The following is an 18,598-nucleotide window of genomic DNA, read 5'->3' as shown; positions in this document are numbered from 1 at the left end:
TCCTCTTGTTCAATCCTGCAGTTTTAGTCAGAAAACAACACTTTCTCACTTCTTGCGCGCCAGCGATGTGACACGGCTTCACTCAAAGAAAAGTTTATTATCTTTGCGGAATTCCTGGCGAATGCTGGCAATAATATCGTCCTGATTCACGGTACGTTGATTGCGTTGAATGGCCATCAGTGCGCACTGGCGCAGCACGTTAATAATTTGTCCGCCAGCGACTTCATAGCGCTCGGCAATCTCTGGCAAATTGACATCCGCGGAAAGTTCACAAGTACCGTTAAAGGCGTTTTGCCATAACTGCAACCGTTCCTGTGGGCCCGGAATGGTAAATTGCACCATGCTCTGAAAACGCCGGGTAAAGGCTTCGTCCATGTTGGTTTTCAGGTTGGTGGCAATAATAATGGTGCCGGGAAAATCCTCTATTTTTTGCAATAAATAGCCCGTCAGCTGATTCGCATGTCTGTCGTTGGACGAACTCACCTCAGAACGCTTGCCAAATAACGCATCGCCTTCATCAAAAAACAGGATCCACTCTTTGTAACTCGCTGCCTCAAACACGCGGGATAAGTTTTTTTCCGTTTCACCGATATATTTCGACACCACCATGGATAAATCGACACGATAAACATCCCGCTTTGTCGCTTTACCGAGTAGCGCCGCCGTCAGCGTTTTCCCCGTGCCCGGCGGGCCAAAAAACACGGCCCGATAGCCTGGCTTCACCTTTTTCGCCAGCTGCCACTCATCCATTAATGTGTGACCGTATTTAAGCCAGGCATGCAGCTCTTCAATTTGCGCCATGACGTCGCGCTCGAGTACCAGATCTTTCCATTCCAGCGGGGATTCCAGCAAATGCGCCGGAAAGCTCGCGCTTAGCTCAGGGCGAAGACGCTCTCCGGTGGTAAAATAATGCAACCACTCTTCGTTTAATCGATATATCCCCGCCCATTTCGGTAAACCGTCATCGACGGGTAATAGCTGTGTGACCTGCTCGGCCATCAGGCGGTGTTTGTTTGAAAAAAGGACGTGTGAATAGATGCGCCAGTCCGGATCGTTAGCGCTAATAAGAAAGTTGAGCGTTTGCCCGGTCGGAATGAAACCGCTAAAGGCTTTGTCACTGACGCCGCCAAATTCCGTAAAGGGGCGGTCGATAAGGCTGTTCAGGCCGAAGAAGATATCGAGGGTATCGGGTTTAACGCCAGGTGCCATCGCCAGCGCGAGCGCCAGGCGTTCAATGATGGATAATTGCCAGTCAATTATCAGGTCTGCGTACGGCGTTCCCTTTATTAACTCCGGTGGCGAAATATCTGACCAATGGCGTTCGTGCCCATCCTGTTTGAGATAGCTGCAAATAACCTGATTAATCACCAGCGATAACCACGCCATCTCGCGATGGAGCATAATGACATTATTCGCCTGCTGAGGATTGTCGACATCTGTTTGCTGGAGCATGGCACATCCTTGCTAAGAAGTGAGTCCGCTTTTTGTCTGAATCGTTTGTGATAAATCCATTATAGCTTCGCTCACAATAGCTGTTTTTTCCACCATTTCTGAGCTCAGAAGATGCCAGCAGGGTCGCCTGGAAAGTGGTTACCCTACTCTTCCACCATCTTCGCATACTCTTCGGTGAGAAAATCCACCAGCGTTCTAACCGACGGCAGCAGACCGCGCCGCGAAGGATAAACCGCGTGAATCACTTCCCGTCGGGGTTCCCACGCGTCCAGCACCCGTACCAGTTCCCCTGACCCAAGCTGATCCTTCACCATCAATATCGGCAACTGCACAACGCCCACGCCCGCCATCGCCGCTTCCCGCAGTGCCAGCATGTCGGTGGTAATAAAGCGCGGTGCGTAGTGGATCTCCGCTTTCGCCCCCTCTGGACCACTGAGCTCCCATTTATGCACCTGTTTACCGGCCCCCATACTTAAACCCGGCCATTCACTGAGCTCGGAAGGCATTCGCGGTTTACCCATACGTTCAATCAACTGCGGACTCGCCACCAGGCAGTGCCCCCTGTCAGCCAGCACCCTTAAGACCAGATCGCTGTCATCAAACGGACGCGGACGCACGCGGATCGCCACATCAATGCCTTCGCCAACAAGATCGACCCGACGATTGGTGGCCTCAAGCTGGAGATTAATCCCGGGGTAGCGCGCCATAAACCGCGCCAGCATCGGCCCCACGTGGACGTGCAGTAACGTGACGGGACAGGTGATCCTGACGACGCCGCGCGGCTCAGCCTGCAGAGCAGCAACGGCCTCTTCTGCCGCTTCTGCTTCTATCAGCATTGCCTTACAGTGCTGATAGAAAGTGTGCCCCACTTCCGTCACCGTAAACTGCCGCGTAGTGCGCTGTATCAACCGTACGCCAAGCCGCTCTTCCAGCTGCGCGATCCTGCGGCTCAGTTTAGACTTGGGTTGGTCGAGCGCCCTTCCCGCCGCCGCAAAGCCACCGTAGTCGACCACCTTCACAAACCAGACAAAGTCATTGAGATCCTGCATAAAACCCCATCGTTCTATTTTCGGAACAGTGAATGCTATTTTCACTATCTACCGGGAGATTAACTCTGAATATAAGCTAATTACATCAACAGAACATCAGGAGTTAATCATGAAAAACGTAACAGGCGTTTATACCGCTCCCCGCCAGCACTGGGTTGGCGATGGTTTCCCGGTTCGTTCGATGTTTTCTTATCAAACCCACGGCGAGCCGCTGAGTCCGTTTTTGCTGCTGGATTACGCAGGTCCGTACACCTTTCCGGCAGATGGGGCGAAACGCGGCGTAGGCCAACACCCTCACCGGGGTTTTGAAACGGTCACCATCGTCTATTCCGGTGAAGTGGAGCATCGTGACTCCACGGGTAAAGGCGGCGTGATTGGCCCCGGCGACGTGCAGTGGATGACGGCAGGTGCAGGTATTTTGCACGAAGAGTTCCACTCCAGCGCGTTCTCGCAGAAAGGCGGAGAACTGAAAATGATGCAGCTCTGGGTCAACCTGCCGGCCAAAGACAAAATGGCGACGCCGGGCTACCAGAGCATCACCAAAAACGACATCCCGGTTGTGACGCTACCGGATAACAGCGGCACCCTGCGGGTGATTGCCGGTCGCTACGACGAGGTTACCGGCCCGGCGCACACCTTCTCACCGCTGAACGTCTGGGACATCGCGCTGAACCAGGGAAGCCATCTGACGCTCAATCAGCCCGAGGGCTGGAGCACCGCGCTGGTCGTGCTTGAAGGCAACATCACGGTGAACGGTACAACTCAGGCAGGTGAAGCCCAGCTTGTCGTACTGAGTCAGGAAGGCGACAAACTGCACCTGGAGGCGAACAGTGATGCAAAAGTCCTGCTGATGGCCGGCGAGCCGTTGAATGAACCCATCGTGGGCTATGGCCCGTTTGTGATGAACAGTAAAAGCGAAATCAACGAAGCGATTCGTGATTTCAACTCCGGCCGCTTCGGCCAGATCTGAACGTAATAAAGGAGAAGAACATGTCTACACCTGCGAATTTTAATGGTACCCGTCCGGTTATTGATGTGAACGATGCGGTGATGTTGCTTATCGATCACCAGAGCGGTCTGTTCCAGACCGTTGGGGATATGCCAATGCCAGAACTGCGTGCACGTGCGGCTGCACTGGCAAAAATCGCGACCCTGGCGAAGATCCCGGTGATCACCACCGCATCCGTCCCGCAGGGACCGAACGGACCGCTTATCCCGGAGATCCACGCCAACGCACCGCATGCCCAATATGTTGCCCGTAAAGGTGAAATTAACGCCTGGGATAACCCGGAGTTCGTGGCCGCGGTGAAAGCGACCGGACGCAAGACGTTGATTATTGCGGGCACTATTACCAGCGTTTGCATGGCCTTCCCGTCGATTAGCGCGGTGGCGGACGGATATAAAGTGTTTGCGGTGATTGATGCCTCCGGCACCTACAGCAAGATGGCGCAAGAGATCACCCTGGCGCGCGTGGTGCAGGCCGGTGTGGTTCCGATGGATACGGCGGCGGTGGCCTCTGAGATCCAGCGAACCTGGAACCGTGAGGACGCGGCTGAGTGGGCTGAGGTGTACACCCACATCTTCCCGGCTTACCAGCTGTTGATCGAAAGCTACGGCAAAGCACAGGAAGTGGTTAAAAACAGCGAAGTGCTCGATTCACAGCGTTAATCCCCTGCTCCATGGCGTAAAAACCGTGGAGCTGATTATTGCTTAACCGAACAGGCACTAAAGCTGAAAATCTGCTTGACCGTGTCAGCGCAACTCCCTATAGTAGCGCCCCGTTGCCCCCCAAGCGGTCAGGCAGCAAAACAATATGGTGAGGTGTCCGAGTGGCTGAAGGAGCACGCCTGGAAAGTGTGTATACGGCAACGTATCGGGGGTTCGAATCCCCCCCTCACCGCCATATTTAAAGAAGAGCTCGCATGAAAATGCGGGCTTTTTTTTCGCATTTTGCACGCCTGCGGGGGGATGAGAATCCCCGACCGGGGTTCGACAACTGGCGACAGCCAGTTGGACAGACTGAGAGCGTAGCGAACAGGCTGCCCGCAGGGCGAGCGAAGCGAGTCAATCCCCCCCTCACCGCCATATTTGAGATGAGAGCTCGTACGAAAGTACGGGCTTTTTTCTTTTGGATCGCACCTGGGGATTCGAACCTTGAGACTCCCTGCGCTCTTTATGCCTGGTGGCGCTGCGCTTACCAGGCCTACGGATATTGTAGATACTGTTATGCCACGCAAGCATTTTCCTGATGTAATGTGGCATCGAACGGGCGTCCTGATTTCAGGACGCCATACGCCACCTGCGCCAGCTTGCGCATCATCGCTCCGATTATCAGCTTCGCTCCCTTGCCGTTCTTTTCCAGACGCGTCCTGAACGCTTTTCCCCACTCCGTTTTGTACAGCGCCACCATCGCGGGCATATACAGCGCCCTGCGAAGCGAGACATGGCCAGCCTTACTCATCCTGCTTGCCCTGTGTACGCTGCTGCCGGATTCATGCTGCCGCGGTGTCAGTCCTGCGAAAGCCGCGAACTGCCGCGCCTGACCGAACCTGTCCTTCAGCCCCACATACGCCAGCAGCACCGCGGATGTCTTTTCACCGATACCCGGTATGCTGTCCAGCAGTTTTCGCCGGTGCTTCAGGTCCGGGTCGTCATCCGTCAGGTCCTTTATCTGTTTCTCCAGCCGCTTCAGCTCCGCTTCCAGCCACAGAAGGTGCGCATCAATACTCGGCATCTGCACCTCCCGCGCCGTCTCACGACGGTTCAGCTCCTGCGTGTGCATGTCTGTCAGGGACTGGTGACGCAGCACCAGCGCCCGCAACGCGCGCTCCAGCGGATGAGGTGCCTCCCAGGCTACCGGACGCTTCTGCCGGCAGAACTCTGCCAGCATACGGGCATCAACGGCATCGGTTTTACTGCGCAGGCCTTCGCTCTGCGCAAAGGCTTTACCAAGAGCCGGGTTGATGATGGATACGGTGAAACCGGCATCGCTGAGGGATGCTGCTGCGTCTTCCATATAGGTGCTGGTCGCTTCCATGCAGACATGTGCTGGCGCCACATTATGGCTGCGGAGCCAGTTGAGCAGCTCATCGTGACCTTTAGGTGTGTTAGTAAACTTTTTGCTGCGGTGACGGCCATCAGGTCGCAACACATCGACATCCAGCTTAGCTTTGGAGACATCGATACCAATAAAGTGAAGTTCCTGTTCCATAGTGAAACCAACCTTGTGAATGCGGATTACCGGGAAAACCGGTCCATGATACTGTCCGGTTTGTCACTTGTGGAGAAGGTGCAGTCCACTGCAGGGATCTACAACACAGGCTCGTGGCCTAAGGCCGGGTACGGCATGTGGACTGCATGGCAGAAAGAACAGGCCGGTTCTTTCTGCACGGAAGGATAATACAAGGTCGGGTAAGCGCAGCGCCACCCGACAAAAAGCCCGCACAAAAAACAAAGCCCGGTTTCCCGGGCCTTGAACACAACAGCAAACTCAATAATACGCTTGCAGCGTGCGCTGGCAGAGTGCCGATCGCACGCAGTCATCTTTGGTGAAGCGTACCACCCCAATCATCTCATCTTCCTCAAAACGTGACATGGCGTCGCTCAGCCCGGATTTCACGCCGGATGGCAGGTCACACTGGGTAATATCGCCGTTAACGATAACCGTCACGTTCTCCCCGAGGCGCGTTAAAAACATCTTCATTTGCGCAGCGGTCACGTTCTGAGCCTCGTCAAGAATGACGACCGCATTTTCAAATGTACGTCCGCGCATATAGGCGAACGGCGCGATTTCCACCTTGCCAATCTCTGGTCGCAGGCAGTACTGCATGAAGGATGCACCCAGTCGCTTCACCAGCACGTCATAGACGGGCCTGAAGTACGGGGCAAACTTCTCCGAAATATCTCCGGGCAAGAAGCCGAGATCTTCATCAGCCTGCAGTACCGGACGGGTAACAATAATTCTCTCCACGTCCTTATGGATCAATGCTTCCGCCGCTTTGGCTGCACTGATCCAGGTTTTCCCGCATCCGGCTTCACCGGTTGCAAAGATGAGCTGTTTACTCTCGATAGCATTCAGGTAGTGCGCCTGAGCCTCATTGCGCGCCACAATTGGAGAATTATCACGGCTGTCTCGGGCCATGCCAATTGCTTCTACGCCACTCATCTGCACAAGCGAGGTGACCGATTCTTCTTCACGCTGTTTATGGCTACGTGAATCCCGTCTCAGCACACGTTTTGCTTCGCGACGAGCTTTGATCACTGCTTTTTGTCTTCCCATGGATAGCACCTTGAGTTGTTGGTATTCATCACACGCGCCAGCTTCGGCACGATTATGCGCACGAACATCAGAGGGTTGGCTTCCTTGTAAGCCATTGCTTGCTTTATCGGATGACGATACGGAACAGCTACGCGCACCGTTCTGCACGTCGGTCGAATCAGATTCTTGAGGAAGGGGGGAGAATTTAGTGGTGAGGAAATCGCTGCCGGAGTCTGAGCCTCCGCGCCGGGTGCTGCGGTTGTTATGTTTACCTTGTCCAGTACAGGACGCAACCATTCGCGATCTCCATAGTGATTCAGCATCACTGCCGGGAACTACCGCTTTCTTAATCTTAAGTACATCAGGAGTTATCATAAATGCAACATTTATTTTACCTGAATGCAACTATTAAGACTGTCCCTACAGGTGGAATCAGTCTCATATAGAAATATTACAGAAATATAACAGGAGGATAGTCATATGAAAAAATAATGTCCCCGCGAACTGTCGCAGGGACAATTATCAGGCTTCAATAAGATCTTGAGCGAGGTATGCGTTCCGATCGCGCACGCCCGGCAGGGCAAAGAAATAACCACCGCCGATGGGCTTAATGTACTCTTCCAGCGCTTCGCCGTTGAGCCGCTCCTGCACGGTCAGGAAGCCTTTTTCCAGATCGTGCTGATAACAGACGAACAGCAGCCCCATATCGAGCTGACCGGAGTTGGTCACGCCGAGCGAGTAGCTGTAGCCCCGACGCATCATCAGGCTCGATTGCGTCTCTTTGGTGCGCGGATTGGCAAGGCGAATATGGCTGTCGAGCGCGATGGTATCGCCATTGGGATCGCTGGCGTAGTCAGGCACGTCATGCTCGTTCTTCATGCCGAGCGGTGCCCCGCTTTGCTTATCCCGACCAAAGATCGTCTGCTGCTCTTTCAGCGGCGTGCGGTCCCAGAACTCCACGTGGAACTGAATAATCCGCACCGCCTGATAGCTGCCGCCCACCGCCCATGCCGGTTCACCCTGATCGGCAGTAACCCACACCACCTCCTTCATGAGCGCACCATCGTGGCTGTCCGGGTTGGCCGTACCGTCCTTAAAGCCCAGCAGGTTCACCGGGGTCTCTTTCCCTTTGCTGCGGGCGGCGTGGTCCGAGATAAACCCTTCCCGCTTCCAGCGCACGCTCAGCAGATCCGGCGTGTGCTTGATAATATCGCGCAGGGCGTGGATCACCGTGTCCTGGGTATTGGCACAAATTTGCAGAAGCAGGTCGCCATGGCAAAGAGCGGCGTCCAGTGAATCGTTCGGGAAACGCGTCATTTTTTGCAGCGCTTTCGGCTTCTGTTTTGCCAGGCCATAGCGCGCGTCAAACAGCGATTCACCCAACGAAACGGTAATGGTCAGGTTATCCGGGGCGATAAACGGCCCCAGAATACCGGAGTCCATTGGCGGCAGACGCGGGTTCGGCGTATCGGGCGCCGGTCCGCCCGCGGTGAGAAACGCGATGCGCGTCGTCAGCAGGCGGAACAGACGCGCCAGGTCGGCTTTATCGCTGGCCAGCGAATCAAAGGCCACCAGCATCATGGACGCCTGCTGCGGCGTCAGGATGCCCGCCTGATGCTCACCATAAAACGGCTGCGTCTCCATGCGGGCATTGGGTGACAGCGTGCCGGGCGCGCTTTGCGGTTTCGCCGCATGCGCTACCGGACAGCCACCGGCCAGCGCAAGCGCGCCGCCCAGCGCCCCAACCCCTTTTAACAAACGACGTCGGGAAGGTTCCGCCACGTCGTGCTCGTCATGCTTGTTCATCGTGCTTAGTCCAGACCCAGTACGCCACGCAGCAGAGAGAGATCTTCCGCCAGGGCGGTAATCGGGCCTTTCAGCGCGTTACGGTCGGCATCGGTCAGCTTGTCGTAGGTTTCAAACCCGTCTTTGGTGCGGTACTTCGCCAGAATGGTGTCGACTTTTTTGAAGTTGGCATCCACTTTGGCCAGCAGTTCGCCATTCTCTTTCTGCAGCTGAGGACGCAGCAGCTCGACAATTTTCTGCGCGCCGTCGACGTTGGCCTGGAAATCCCACAGATCGGTATGGCTGTAGCGATCCTCTTCACCGCTAATTTTGCTCGCGGCCACTTCTTCAATCAGGCCGGCCGCGCCGCCCACCACTTTTGACGGCGGGAAGGCCAGCTCGCTGATGCGCTTTTGCAGCTCCAGCACGTCGCCGTTCAGCTGCTCAGCGTATTTCTCCATCCCTTTGGTGGAGTTGTCGCCAAACAGTGCTTTCTCCAGACGGTGGAAACCGGTGAATTTCGGATCGGCGGCTTTCTGCTCGTAATCGTCTTCGCGGGCATCAATGCTGCCATCCAGGTCAGAGAACAGCTCGGCAATCGGCTCGATGCGCTCGTAATGCTGACGGGTTGGCGCATAGAGGGATTTCGCTTTTTCGATATCACCGGCCTTCACCGCATCGGTAAAGGCTTTGGTTGCCGTCGCCAGGTCCGCCGTCTCTTTCGTGACATAGGCTTTATACGCGGTGATCGCGTCGCCCAGGCTCAGCACCGCAGCACCTTTCGCCGCATCGGCCGTCGCTTCACCTTTGACGATAAGCTTCCCTTTAGGGTTGGTCAGCAGGCCGCAGGTCATCTCATACTCACCCGGCTGCAGGTTGGCGGTCATCTTCTGGCTGAAGCCAGGGGCGATATTTTCACGCTCCTCCACCACCAGAACCCCTTTCAGGATCTCCCATTCCAGCGCCTTCTGGCTGTGGTTCTGGATAATGAACTGGGTTTTGCCGCTGTTCACCGTGAGGGTCATCGGCTCGCACTGCTTATCGTTGACGGTGACTTTGACCTGAGGAACATCCGCGCCCCAGGCGGAGAATGCAGAAGCGAACAGCGCGGCAATGCCTGCGCATAACGCACTACGACGGAACTGAATTGCCATGACTCTTCCCTTTAAAAGTATGTTGTAACTAAAACAAAAATTATGGCGTAACGCGCGACGCCTGCGAGCCGGTACGCGGCGGCATAGCGAACAGCACCAGCGCCGGAACAAGATAAATAAAGTACATCGCCACTTCGCTGACGCTCGGCGTTTCCTGATAGCCGAAGATACCTTCGAGCAGGGTGCCGGTCAGAGAATGGGTGGAGAGCACGTTGCTGAGGTCGAACGCCACGTCCTGGAAGTGGTTCCACAGGCCCGCCTCGTGGAAGGCGCGTATCGCCCCTGCCGCCAGCCCGGCCGCCACCAGCAGAATAAACAGGCTGGTCCATTTGAAGAAGGCGCCCAGGTTCAGGCGAATACCGCCCCAGTAGAGCAGGAAACCGAGCACCACGGCCGTGGCAAGACCCAGCACGGCCCCCAGCGGTGGCCAGATACCCACGTCCTGCTGAAACGCCGCCAGCAGGAAGAAAACAGACTCCAGGCCTTCACGCGCGACGGCGAAAAAGACCATCATAATGAGCGCCCAGCCGTGGTTATTGCCCTTTTGCAGCGCGTTATCCACCGCCTGCTCCAGCTGCACCTTCACGTTGCGCGAGACTTTACGCATCCAGAACACCATCCAGGTAAGGATCACCACCGCAATCACGGCGACGATCCCTTCGAACAGCTCCTGCTCTTTCTGCGGGAACTCCCCGGTGGTTTCGTTGATGAGGATACCGAGGCCCAGACAGAGTGCCGCAGCAAGGAATACCCCAACCCACATGACGCCAATCCAGCGTCCGCGCTGGGTTCGCTTCAGATAACTGGCGATGAGGCTCACGATGAGGGCAGCTTCGAGCCCTTCACGTAACATAATGAGAAATGGAACAAACATGCCGACACCTTAAATGTTTATCGCGGTCAACTGATGCAAAGAAAGGTAAATTCTTGTGATAGTGATTATCATTACGCAGAAAAGAAACACAAGCGAAATGTGCGGTGTTTTGATGACGAGTTGTAAACGCGAAGCTTGTTAATAGTTGCCTACGTTACCGTTAAGTTTATAAGTTATAATAAAATTGCCCATTTACGGTAAACCATCGCTGTGGCTAAATATCCTCCTCAAAAACCAACTGAAAATAAACCATGTTTAAAATTGTCCATTTCCTGCTGGCGCTGGTGATTATTCTTGCGCTCGCCTGGCTGGTGAGTTTCGACCGCCGAAAAGTTCGCATTCGTTTTGTTTTACAGCTGATTGTTATTGAAATTGCGCTGGCGTTCTTTTTCCTGCACGCCGAAAGCGGGTTATTCCTGATTAAATACGTCTCGGGATTTTTCGAGTCACTGCTTAAATTTGCCGGTGAAGGTACCAATTTCGTCTTTGGCGGAATGGGGGAAAAAGGGCTGGCGTTCATTTTCCTCGGCGTGCTTTGCCCGATTATTTTTATTTCCGCGCTGATTGGTATTCTTCAGCACTGGCGGATCCTGCCGATTTTTATTCGGGTAATCGGTACGCTGCTGTCAAAACTGAACGGTATGGGCAAGCTGGAATCCTTTAACGCGGTGAGTTCCCTGATCCTCGGCCAGTCGGAAAACTTCATTGCCTACAAGGGCGTACTGGGGGATCTCTCCTCTCGTCGTCTCTTCACCATGGCGGCCACGGCGATGTCGACGGTCTCCCTGTCGATTGTCGGCGCCTATATGACCATGCTCGACGCCAAATTTGTCGTCGCGGCGCTGATTCTGAATATGTTCAGCACCTTTATTATTCTCTCCGTCATCAACCCGGCGCGCCCGGAAGCGGAGCCGGATATCCGGCTTGAAAAACTGCATGAATCGCAGAGCTTCTTTGAAATGCTGGGCGAGTATATTCTGGCCGGTTTTAAGGTAGCGATGATTATTCTGGCTATGCTGATTGGCTTTATCGCGCTTATTAGCGCTATTAACGCCCTCTTCTCCAGCGTATTTGGCATGAGCTTCCAGCAGATCCTGGGCTATGTATTTTATCCTCTGGCATGGCTGGTGGGTATTCCGCTGAGTGACGCCCTGAACGCGGGCAGTATTATGGCGACCAAGCTGGTGGCGAATGAATTTGTGGCGATGATTGAGCTGCAAAAAATCGCCCATCAGATGTCCCCTCGCGGGCTGGGCATTTTGTCCGTCTTCCTGGTGTCGTTCGCGAACTTCGCTTCCATCGGTATTGTCGCCGGGGCGATTAAGGGCCTGAACGAGCAGCAGGGGAACGTGGTGTCGCGCTTCGGCCTGCGTCTGGTGTACGGCGCGACGCTGGTGAGCCTGCTGTCGGCGAGCTTTGCGGGGTTGGTGTTGTAAGTTTTGTGCCGTTTGTGCCCGGCGGCGCTTCGCTTGCACGGGCCTACGGGTTTTGTAGGCCCGGTAAGGCGTAGCCGCCACCGGGCATCGGTTTCTCAGAACTGCACGCACACCGGCTGGTCGACGCGCATCACCGACTCCTGCGCAAAGCGGGACTTATAAATCCCGCGTAACGCTTCGATGTTCTTCTCGCTCTGCGCATCTTTACCGTGGATCAGCATCAATGCCTTGCTCGGCTCACGCGCCACTTTCCCGTCGTTCCCCAGCCACTGCCCGCGCGCATCAAATACCGTTAAGCCATCGCGAAAGCGCGGCGTCACGTCCTGGTCAACAAACTGCTGCCACTCGTTGCTGGTGATCTGCGCCCCGGCAGGTCGATTTAAGCCGAAATAGAGCGTAGTTTGCTGCATCTGGTTATCCGCTTTGCAGGTCTCTACCGCTGCGTGTTGCGATGGCGCGTTGCAGCCAGCCAGCATCAATAATGCCGCCGCCATTAACCCTGTTTTGATTGTCATGCTTCGCTATCCTCATTGTTATAAGCACATGGATATCACAGGAAAATACGGATTTAGGCAAGAAAAAAGCCGGGTAGCGCTAGCGCTTACCCGGCCTACGGTGTTACTTGGGAAAATTATTCCGGCTGCAGCTTAGACGGCGGCGCGGAGTGGTAGTGCGCGTCTGCTTCTGCAAAGCGTTTCTGCATAGAGGCAGACGGTGCTTTACCCAGCAGGCTGAAGACCACGATACCGATGCTGCCGAAGAGGAAGCCCGGAATGATTTCGTACAGGCCCAGCCACGCGAACTGTTTCCAGACGATAACGGTCAACGCACCGATGATCATTCCCGCCAGCGCGCCGTTACGGGTCATACGTGACCACATGACGGAGAACAGCACGACCGGACCAAACGCCGCACCAAAGCCCGCCCACGCGTAGCTCACAAGGCCCAGCACGCGGTTTTCCGGGTTGGCCGCCAGCGCGATGGCAATCAGCGCCACCACCAGCACCATAAAGCGCCCTACCCACACCAGCTCTTTCTGGCTCGCGTTTTTACGCAGGAAGGCTTTGTAGAGGTCTTCGGTGATCGCACTGGAGCAGACCAGCAGCTGGCAGCTCAGGGTGGACATCACCGCCGCCAGGATCGCAGAGAGCAGAATACCGGCAATCCAAGGGTTAAACAGAATTTGCGCCAGCTCAATGAACACGCGCTCGGCGTTCTGGTTCACCGCGCCTGCCTGTGCCGGGTTGTTGTTGAAATACGCGATACCGAAGAAGCCGACCGCACACGCCCCTGCCAGACACAGGATCATCCACGTCATGCTGATGCGACGGGCATGAACGATGGTGTGGTGAGAATCCGCCGCCATAAAGCGCGCCAGGATATGCGGCTGACCGAAGTAGCCCAGGCCCCAGCCCATCAGCGACACGATGGCAACAAAGTTCAGCCCTTTCAGCATGTCGACGTTTTCAATGCTCTTCTGCTTGATCACTTCCAGCGAATCGGCAAAGCCGCCAACGGTGAAAATCACAATCACCGGGGTCAGGATCAGGGCGAAGATCATCAGGCTCGCCTGCACGGTGTCGGTCCAGCTTACGGCCAGGAAACCGCCCACGAAGGTATAGAGGATGGTCGCCGCCGCACCGGCCCACAGGGCGGTTTCGTAGCTCATGCCGAAGGTGCTTTCGAACAGGCGCGCGCCGGCCACGATGCCGGAGGCACAGTAGATGGTGAAGAACAGCAGAATAACCACCGCAGAGATAATGCGCAGGATGCGGCTGTTATCCTCAAAGCGTCCGGTGAAGTAGTCCGGCAGCGTCAGGGCGTTATTGTTGGCCTCGGTATGCACGCGCAGACGGCCTGCTACCAGCTTCCAGTTGATCCACGCGCCGACGGTCAGACCGATGGCGATCCAGCTTTCCGAGATACCGGAGATGAAAATCGCGCCCGGCAGCCCCATCAGCAGCCAGCCGCTCATGTCGGAGGCGCCCGCAGAGAGTGCGGTCACCATTGGGCCTAAACTGCGTCCGCCCAGAATGTAGTCGTCAAAGTTCTTTGTAGAACGCCACGCCAAAAACCCTATCAGGATCATGCCAAAAATATAAACGAGAAATGTCACCAGCATCGGTGTGCTAATAGCCATTCAAATTCTCCAAAATGTCGAGCGACAACCATCCGGGCTGCCTTGTTATATGATCACCGGAACGAGGTGAATGTATCTTGTGTTTCGGTTGGGCGCGCTATCCTGCCGTATGCGCCCTCCGCTGACAAACGATTTAACACTGCATTTACATCAATTTCATCCCCGGTTTGATACGAGTTTCCTATAGGTTGCACTCGCTCACGCTTTTACGGGTTGCACCTTTTAAAAGTGTTAACTCCCGCATAAAAACAGGCTTCCCGCCCAAAAGCCAGCGCGTTTTTCCAGCTAACCATTCGTTAACAATCCATTCATTTTCCGGGTTGCAAACCAGGTCACATTTAACACGGTTGCACAAAGTTGCAACATGGGGGATATTTCACGCTATCTACAGAACGCTATTACAGAACAACAGGAGCTTTGGCATGGGTATGACCACCATGGGGGTTAAGCTGGATGACGCCACCCGCGAACGGATTAAGACCGCAGCAACCCGCATTGACCGCACGCCGCACTGGTTAATTAAGCAGGCGATTTTTAACTATCTCGAAAGACTCGAGAGCGACGAGGGCCTGCCAGAGCTGCCTGCCCTGCTGGCCGGCGCAGCGAACGAAAGCGAGGAAGCGCCAGCCGCGGGCGACGAGAACCATCAGCCGTTCCTTGAATTTGCCGAGCAGATCCTGCCGCAGTCCGTCAGCCGTGCCGCCATTACCGGCGCCTACCGCCGTGCCGAAACCGACGCCGTGCCGATGCTGCTGGAGCAGGCTCGCCTGCCGGAAGCCATTGCCGCACAGGCGCACAGCCTGGCCTATCAGTTAGCGGACAAGCTGCGCAACCAGAAAACCGCCACCGGCCGCGCCGGGATGGTTCAGGGTCTGCTGCAGGAGTTTTCCCTCTCGTCTCAGGAAGGCGTGGCGCTGATGTGCCTGGCGGAAGCGCTGCTGCGTATTCCGGATAAAGCCACCCGCGACGCGCTGATCCGCGACAAGATCAGCAACGGCAACTGGCATTCACACATTGGCCGCAGCCCGTCGCTGTTCGTCAACGCTGCCACCTGGGGCCTGCTGTTTACCGGCAAACTGGTCTCCACCCATAACGAAGCAAACCTTTCCCGCTCCCTCAACCGCATCATCGGTAAGAGCGGCGAGCCGCTGATCCGCAAGGGCGTGGACATGGCGATGCGCCTGATGGGCGAACAGTTCGTCACCGGGGAAACCATTGCCGAAGCGCTGGCGAACGCCCGCAAGCTGGAAGATAAAGGTTTCCGCTACTCGTACGACATGCTGGGCGAAGCGGCGCTGACCGCCGCCGACGCGCAGGCCTACATGGTCTCTTACCAGCAGGCGATCCACGCCATCGGTAAAGCGTCCAACGGTCGCGGTATTTATGAAGGCCCGGGCATCTCCATTAAGCTCTCCGCCCTGCACCCGCGCTACAGCCGCGCGCAGTACGACCGGGTGATGGAAGAGCTCTACCCGCGACTGAAATCCCTGACCCTGCTGGCTCGCCAGTATGACATCGGCATCAACATTGACGCCGAAGAGGCAGACCGTCTGGAGATCTCCCTCGATCTGCTGGAAAAACTGTGCTTCGAGCCGGAGCTGGCAGGCTGGAACGGCATCGGCTTCGTTATCCAGGCCTACCAGAAGCGCTGCCCGTTCGTCATTGATTACCTGATTGACCTGGCAAGCCGCAGCCGTCGTCGCCTTATGATCCGTCTGGTGAAGGGTGCCTACTGGGACAGCGAAATCAAACGCGCCCAGATGGACGGGCTGGAAGGCTATCCGGTTTATACCCGCAAGGTTTACACCGACGTCTCTTACCTCGCCTGCGCGAAAAAGCTGCTCGGCGTGCCGAACCTGATCTATCCGCAGTTCGCGACCCACAACGCCCACACCCTGGCGGCGATCTACAGCCTGGCCGGGCAGAACTACTACCCGGGCCAGTACGAGTTCCAGTGCCTGCACGGCATGGGTGAACCGCTGTACGAGCAGGTCACCGGTAAAGTGGCGGACGGCAAGCTGAACCGCCCGTGCCGTATCTATGCTCCGGTGGGTACTCACGAAACCCTGCTGGCGTACCTGGTGCGTCGCCTGCTGGAAAACGGCGCGAACACCTCCTTCGTTAACCGCATCGCCGACACCACCCTGCCACTGGACGAGCTGGTGGCCGACCCGGTGCAGGCCGTTGAGAAGATGGCGGCGCAGGAAGGCCAGATTGGCCTGCCGCATCCGAAGATTGCCCTGCCGCGCGAGCTGTACGGCAAAGGCCGCGTCAACTCGGCGGGTCTGGATCTCGCTAACGAACACCGTCTGGCGTCACTCTCCTCTGCCCTGCTCAACAGCGCGCTGCAGAAGTGGCAGGCCAAACCGATTCTGGAGCAGCCCGCTGCTGACGGCGACATGCAGCCGATAATTAACCCGGCAGAGCCAAAAGATATCGTCGGCTACGTGCGTGAAGCCACCGAAGCGGAAGTGGATCAGGCGCTGGACAGCGCGGTGAACAACGCCCCTATCTGGTTCGCCACGCCGCCGCAGGAGCGCGCCGCGATTCTGGAACGCGCCGCGGTGCTGATGGAAGATCAGATGCAGTCGCTCATCGGCATTCTGGTGCGCGAAGCGGGCAAAACCTTCAGCAACGCCATCGCCGAAGTGCGCGAGGCCGTCGACTTCCTGCACTACTACGCCGGTCAGGTACGTGATGATTTCGATAACGAAACCCACCGTCCGCTCGGTCCGGTCGTCTGTATCAGCCCGTGGAACTTCCCGCTGGCGATCTTCACCGGCCAGATTGCCGCCGCCCTGGCCGCAGGCAACAGCGTGCTGGCAAAACCGGCAGAGCAGACCCCGCTGATTGCCGCGCAGGGCATCAACATTCTTCTGGAAGCCGGCGTGCCGGCGGGCGTGGTTCAGCTGCTGCCGGGCCGCGGTGAAACCGTCGGCGCCAAACTGACTTCCGATAACCGCGTGCGCGGCGTGATGTTCACCGGTTCAACCGAAGTGGCGTCTCTGCTGCAGCGCAACATTGCCACCCGTCTGGATGCGCAGGGTCGTCCTACGCCGCTCATCGCAGAAACCGGCGGGATGAACGCCATGATCGTTGACTCCTCCGCGCTCACCGAGCAGGTGGTGGTCGACGTGCTGGCCTCCGCGTTCGACAGCGCCGGTCAGCGCTGCTCCGCCCTGCGCGTGCTGTGCCTGCAGGACGACGTGGCGGACCACACGCTGAAGATGCTGCGCGGCGCGATGGCCGAATGCCGCATGGGTAACCCGGGCCGTCTCACCACCGACATCGGGCCGGTGATCGACGCGGAAGCCAAAGCCAACATCGAAAACCACATTCAGACCATGCGCGCGAAAGGCCGTCCGGTGTTCCAGGCGGTGCGCGAGAACAGCGAAGATGCCCGCGAATGGCGGACCGGCACCTTTGTGCCGCCAACGCTGATTGAGCTGGCAAGCTTCGACGAGCTGAAAAAAGAGGTCTTCGGCCCGGTGCTGCACGTGGTGCGCTACAACCGTAACAACCTGAACGAGCTGGTTGAGCAGATCAACGCCTCCGGCTATGGCCTGACGCTCGGCGTGCATACCCGTATCGACGAGACTATCGCGCAGGTGACCGGCAGCGCCAAAGTGGGCAACCTGTACGTCAACCGCAACATGGTCGGCGCGGTCGTGGGCGTACAGCCGTTTGGCGGCGAAGGCCTCTCCGGCACCGGTCCGAAAGCGGGCGGTCCGCTTTACCTGTACCGTCTGCTGGCGAACCGTCCGGAGAACGCCCTGGGCGTCACCCTGGCACGCCAGGATGCGGACTATCCGGTGGATGCGCAGCTGAAAGCCGTGCTGACGCAGCCGCTGGAAGGCCTCATCTCATGGGCGGAAAAACGCCCTGAACTGCGTGCCGTTGCCCGGCAGTATGGCGAGCTGGCGCAGGCGGGCACGCAGCGTCTGCTGCCGGGGCCAACCGGCGAGCGCAACACCTGGACGCTGATGCCGCGCGAGCGCGTGCTGTGCGTGGCCGATAACGAGCAGGACGCGCTGGTGCAGCTGGCTGCCGCGATGGCAACCGGGTGTGAAGTGCTGTGGCCGGAAGATGCGCTGCATCGCGATCTCGCCAAACAGCTGCCGAAAGCGGTCTCGTCCCGCATTCACTTCGCGAAAGCCGATGCGCTGCTGACGCAGCCGTTTGATGCCGTAATTTACCACGGTGATTCCGACCAGCTGCGCGAACTGTGCGAGCAGGTGGCGGCCCGTAGCGGGGCGATTGTTTCGGTACAGGGCTTCGCCCGCGGTGAAACCAACCTGCTGCTGGAGCGTCTGTACGTGGAGCACTCGCTCAGCGTCAACACGGCGGCAGCAGGCGGTAACGCCAGCCTGATGACAATCGGCTGATCGTGTAAACTCTCCCCGGTGGCGCTACGCTTACCGGGGCTACAAAATCACCCCAGGCCGGATAA

13 protein-coding genes, 1 tRNA gene and 1 other RNA gene are annotated in these 18,598 nt (G+C 56.9%); 6 read left to right on the top strand and 9 right to left on the bottom strand.

The genetic code is table 11. The features are described from left to right. Window positions 1-78 precede the first annotated feature (78 nt). Entirely contained in the window at window positions 79-1,452 is a 1,374-nt protein-coding gene (locus tag V1566_RS11270; protein ID WP_395305911.1) for an ATP-binding protein, read from the bottom strand. Window positions 1,453-1,595: 143 nt separating this feature from the next. After that, window positions 1,596-2,501: a LysR family transcriptional regulator gene (locus V1566_RS11265; RefSeq protein ID WP_395305910.1), complete on the bottom strand. Its 906-nt coding sequence runs from the start codon at window positions 2,499-2,501 to the stop codon at window positions 1,596-1,598. 109 nt (window positions 2,502-2,610) lie between these two features. Here V1566_RS11265 and V1566_RS11260 point away from each other — a divergent pair, with 109 nt between their 5' ends. From V1566_RS11260 to V1566_RS11245, 4 genes are all read left to right on the top strand, one after another. After that, window positions 2,611-3,471, top strand: a complete 861-nt coding sequence (locus V1566_RS11260) for a pirin family protein (protein ID WP_395305909.1) — start codon at window positions 2,611-2,613, stop codon at window positions 3,469-3,471. A gap of 20 nt (window positions 3,472-3,491) precedes the next feature. Further along, a complete protein-coding gene (locus V1566_RS11255; RefSeq protein WP_032638688.1) occupies window positions 3,492-4,169 on the top strand; it encodes an isochorismatase family protein in 678 nt (225 codons plus the stop codon). Window positions 4,170-4,316: 147 nt separating this feature from the next. After that, a tRNA-Ser gene (locus V1566_RS11250) sits at window positions 4,317-4,404 on the top strand. A 44-nt stretch (window positions 4,405-4,448) separates the two neighbouring features. After that, a non-coding RNA gene (locus tag V1566_RS11245) (RtT sRNA) lies at window positions 4,449-4,586 on the top strand. 139 nt (window positions 4,587-4,725) lie between these two features. Here V1566_RS11245 and V1566_RS11240 read toward each other — a convergent pair. From V1566_RS11240 to efeU, 5 genes are all read right to left on the bottom strand, one after another. Beyond that, window positions 4,726-5,712, bottom strand: coding sequence for an IS110 family transposase (locus V1566_RS11240; protein WP_395304094.1), 987 nt, complete (start codon window positions 5,710-5,712; stop codon window positions 4,726-4,728). Between the two features lie 279 nt (window positions 5,713-5,991). After that, entirely contained in the window at window positions 5,992-6,780 is a 789-nt protein-coding gene (phoH, locus tag V1566_RS11235; RefSeq protein WP_008503509.1) for a phosphate starvation-inducible protein PhoH, read from the bottom strand. A 501-nt stretch (window positions 6,781-7,281) separates the two neighbouring features. After that, window positions 7,282-8,565: an iron uptake transporter deferrochelatase/peroxidase subunit gene (gene efeB / locus V1566_RS11230; RefSeq protein ID WP_395305908.1), complete on the bottom strand. Its 1,284-nt coding sequence runs from the start codon at window positions 8,563-8,565 to the stop codon at window positions 7,282-7,284. Between the two features lie 5 nt (window positions 8,566-8,570). After that, window positions 8,571-9,698 carry an iron uptake system protein EfeO gene (gene efeO, locus V1566_RS11225; RefSeq protein WP_395305907.1) on the bottom strand — a complete coding sequence of 376 codons (1,128 nt, stop codon included), beginning with the start codon at window positions 9,696-9,698 and terminating at the stop codon, window positions 8,571-8,573. Window positions 9,699-9,738: 40 nt separating this feature from the next. Beyond that, entirely contained in the window at window positions 9,739-10,572 is an 834-nt protein-coding gene (efeU, locus tag V1566_RS11220) for an iron uptake transporter permease EfeU (protein WP_339277124.1), read from the bottom strand. A 251-nt stretch (window positions 10,573-10,823) separates the two neighbouring features. Between efeU and V1566_RS11215 the strand changes: the two genes are divergently transcribed. After that, window positions 10,824-12,008, top strand: a complete 1,185-nt coding sequence (locus tag V1566_RS11215; protein ID WP_395305906.1) for a NupC/NupG family nucleoside CNT transporter — start codon at window positions 10,824-10,826, stop codon at window positions 12,006-12,008. A gap of 95 nt (window positions 12,009-12,103) precedes the next feature. On the opposite strand, the gene V1566_RS11210 is transcribed toward V1566_RS11215, so the two are convergent. Then, entirely contained in the window at window positions 12,104-12,523 is a 420-nt protein-coding gene (locus tag V1566_RS11210) for a DUF3574 domain-containing protein (RefSeq protein ID WP_032648964.1), read from the bottom strand. A 116-nt stretch (window positions 12,524-12,639) separates the two neighbouring features. Beyond that, window positions 12,640-14,148, bottom strand: coding sequence for a sodium/proline symporter PutP (gene putP / locus V1566_RS11205; protein ID WP_213328286.1), 1,509 nt, complete (start codon window positions 14,146-14,148; stop codon window positions 12,640-12,642). Window positions 14,149-14,570: 422 nt separating this feature from the next. On the opposite strand from putP, the gene putA reads away from it, so the two are divergent. Beyond that, window positions 14,571-18,533: a trifunctional transcriptional regulator/proline dehydrogenase/L-glutamate gamma-semialdehyde dehydrogenase gene (putA, locus tag V1566_RS11200; protein WP_395305905.1), complete on the top strand. Its 3,963-nt coding sequence runs from the start codon at window positions 14,571-14,573 to the stop codon at window positions 18,531-18,533. Window positions 18,534-18,598: the final 65 nt, after the last annotated feature.

Source organism: Enterobacter sp. ECC-019, assembly GCF_043974075.1.
Taxonomy (GTDB): domain Bacteria; phylum Pseudomonadota; class Gammaproteobacteria; order Enterobacterales; family Enterobacteriaceae; genus Enterobacter; species Enterobacter asburiae_D.
The sequence above is the reverse complement of the archived record's forward strand: the minus strand, read 5'-3'. Positions and strand labels throughout refer to the sequence as shown.

What these genes read in the sequence shown, in the direction of transcription:
- efeB (WP_395305908.1), bottom strand. Translation starts at nt 8,565, where the DNA reads ATGAACAAGCATGACGAGCACGACGTGGCGGAACCTTCCCGACGTCGT.
- V1566_RS11265 (WP_395305910.1), bottom strand. Translation starts at nt 2,501, where the DNA reads ATGCAGGATCTCAATGACTTTGTCTGGTTTGTGAAGGTGGTCGACTAC.
- putP (WP_213328286.1), bottom strand. Translation starts at nt 14,148, where the DNA reads ATGGCTATTAGCACACCGATGCTGGTGACATTTCTCGTTTATATTTTT.
- efeO (WP_395305907.1), bottom strand. Translation starts at nt 9,698, where the DNA reads ATGGCAATTCAGTTCCGTCGTAGTGCGTTATGCGCAGGCATTGCCGCG.
- efeU (WP_339277124.1), bottom strand. Translation starts at nt 10,572, where the DNA reads ATGTTTGTTCCATTTCTCATTATGTTACGTGAAGGGCTCGAAGCTGCC.
- V1566_RS11255 (WP_032638688.1), top strand. Translation starts at nt 3,492, where the DNA reads ATGTCTACACCTGCGAATTTTAATGGTACCCGTCCGGTTATTGATGTG.
- V1566_RS11210 (WP_032648964.1), bottom strand. Translation starts at nt 12,523, where the DNA reads ATGACAATCAAAACAGGGTTAATGGCGGCGGCATTATTGATGCTGGCT.
- phoH (WP_008503509.1), bottom strand. Translation starts at nt 6,780, where the DNA reads ATGGGAAGACAAAAAGCAGTGATCAAAGCTCGTCGCGAAGCAAAACGT.
- V1566_RS11260 (WP_395305909.1), top strand. Translation starts at nt 2,611, where the DNA reads ATGAAAAACGTAACAGGCGTTTATACCGCTCCCCGCCAGCACTGGGTT.
- V1566_RS11240 (WP_395304094.1), bottom strand. Translation starts at nt 5,712, where the DNA reads ATGGAACAGGAACTTCACTTTATTGGTATCGATGTCTCCAAAGCTAAG.
- V1566_RS11215 (WP_395305906.1), top strand. Translation starts at nt 10,824, where the DNA reads ATGTTTAAAATTGTCCATTTCCTGCTGGCGCTGGTGATTATTCTTGCG.
- V1566_RS11270 (WP_395305911.1), bottom strand. Translation starts at nt 1,452, where the DNA reads ATGCTCCAGCAAACAGATGTCGACAATCCTCAGCAGGCGAATAATGTC.
- putA (WP_395305905.1), top strand. Translation starts at nt 14,571, where the DNA reads ATGGGTATGACCACCATGGGGGTTAAGCTGGATGACGCCACCCGCGAA.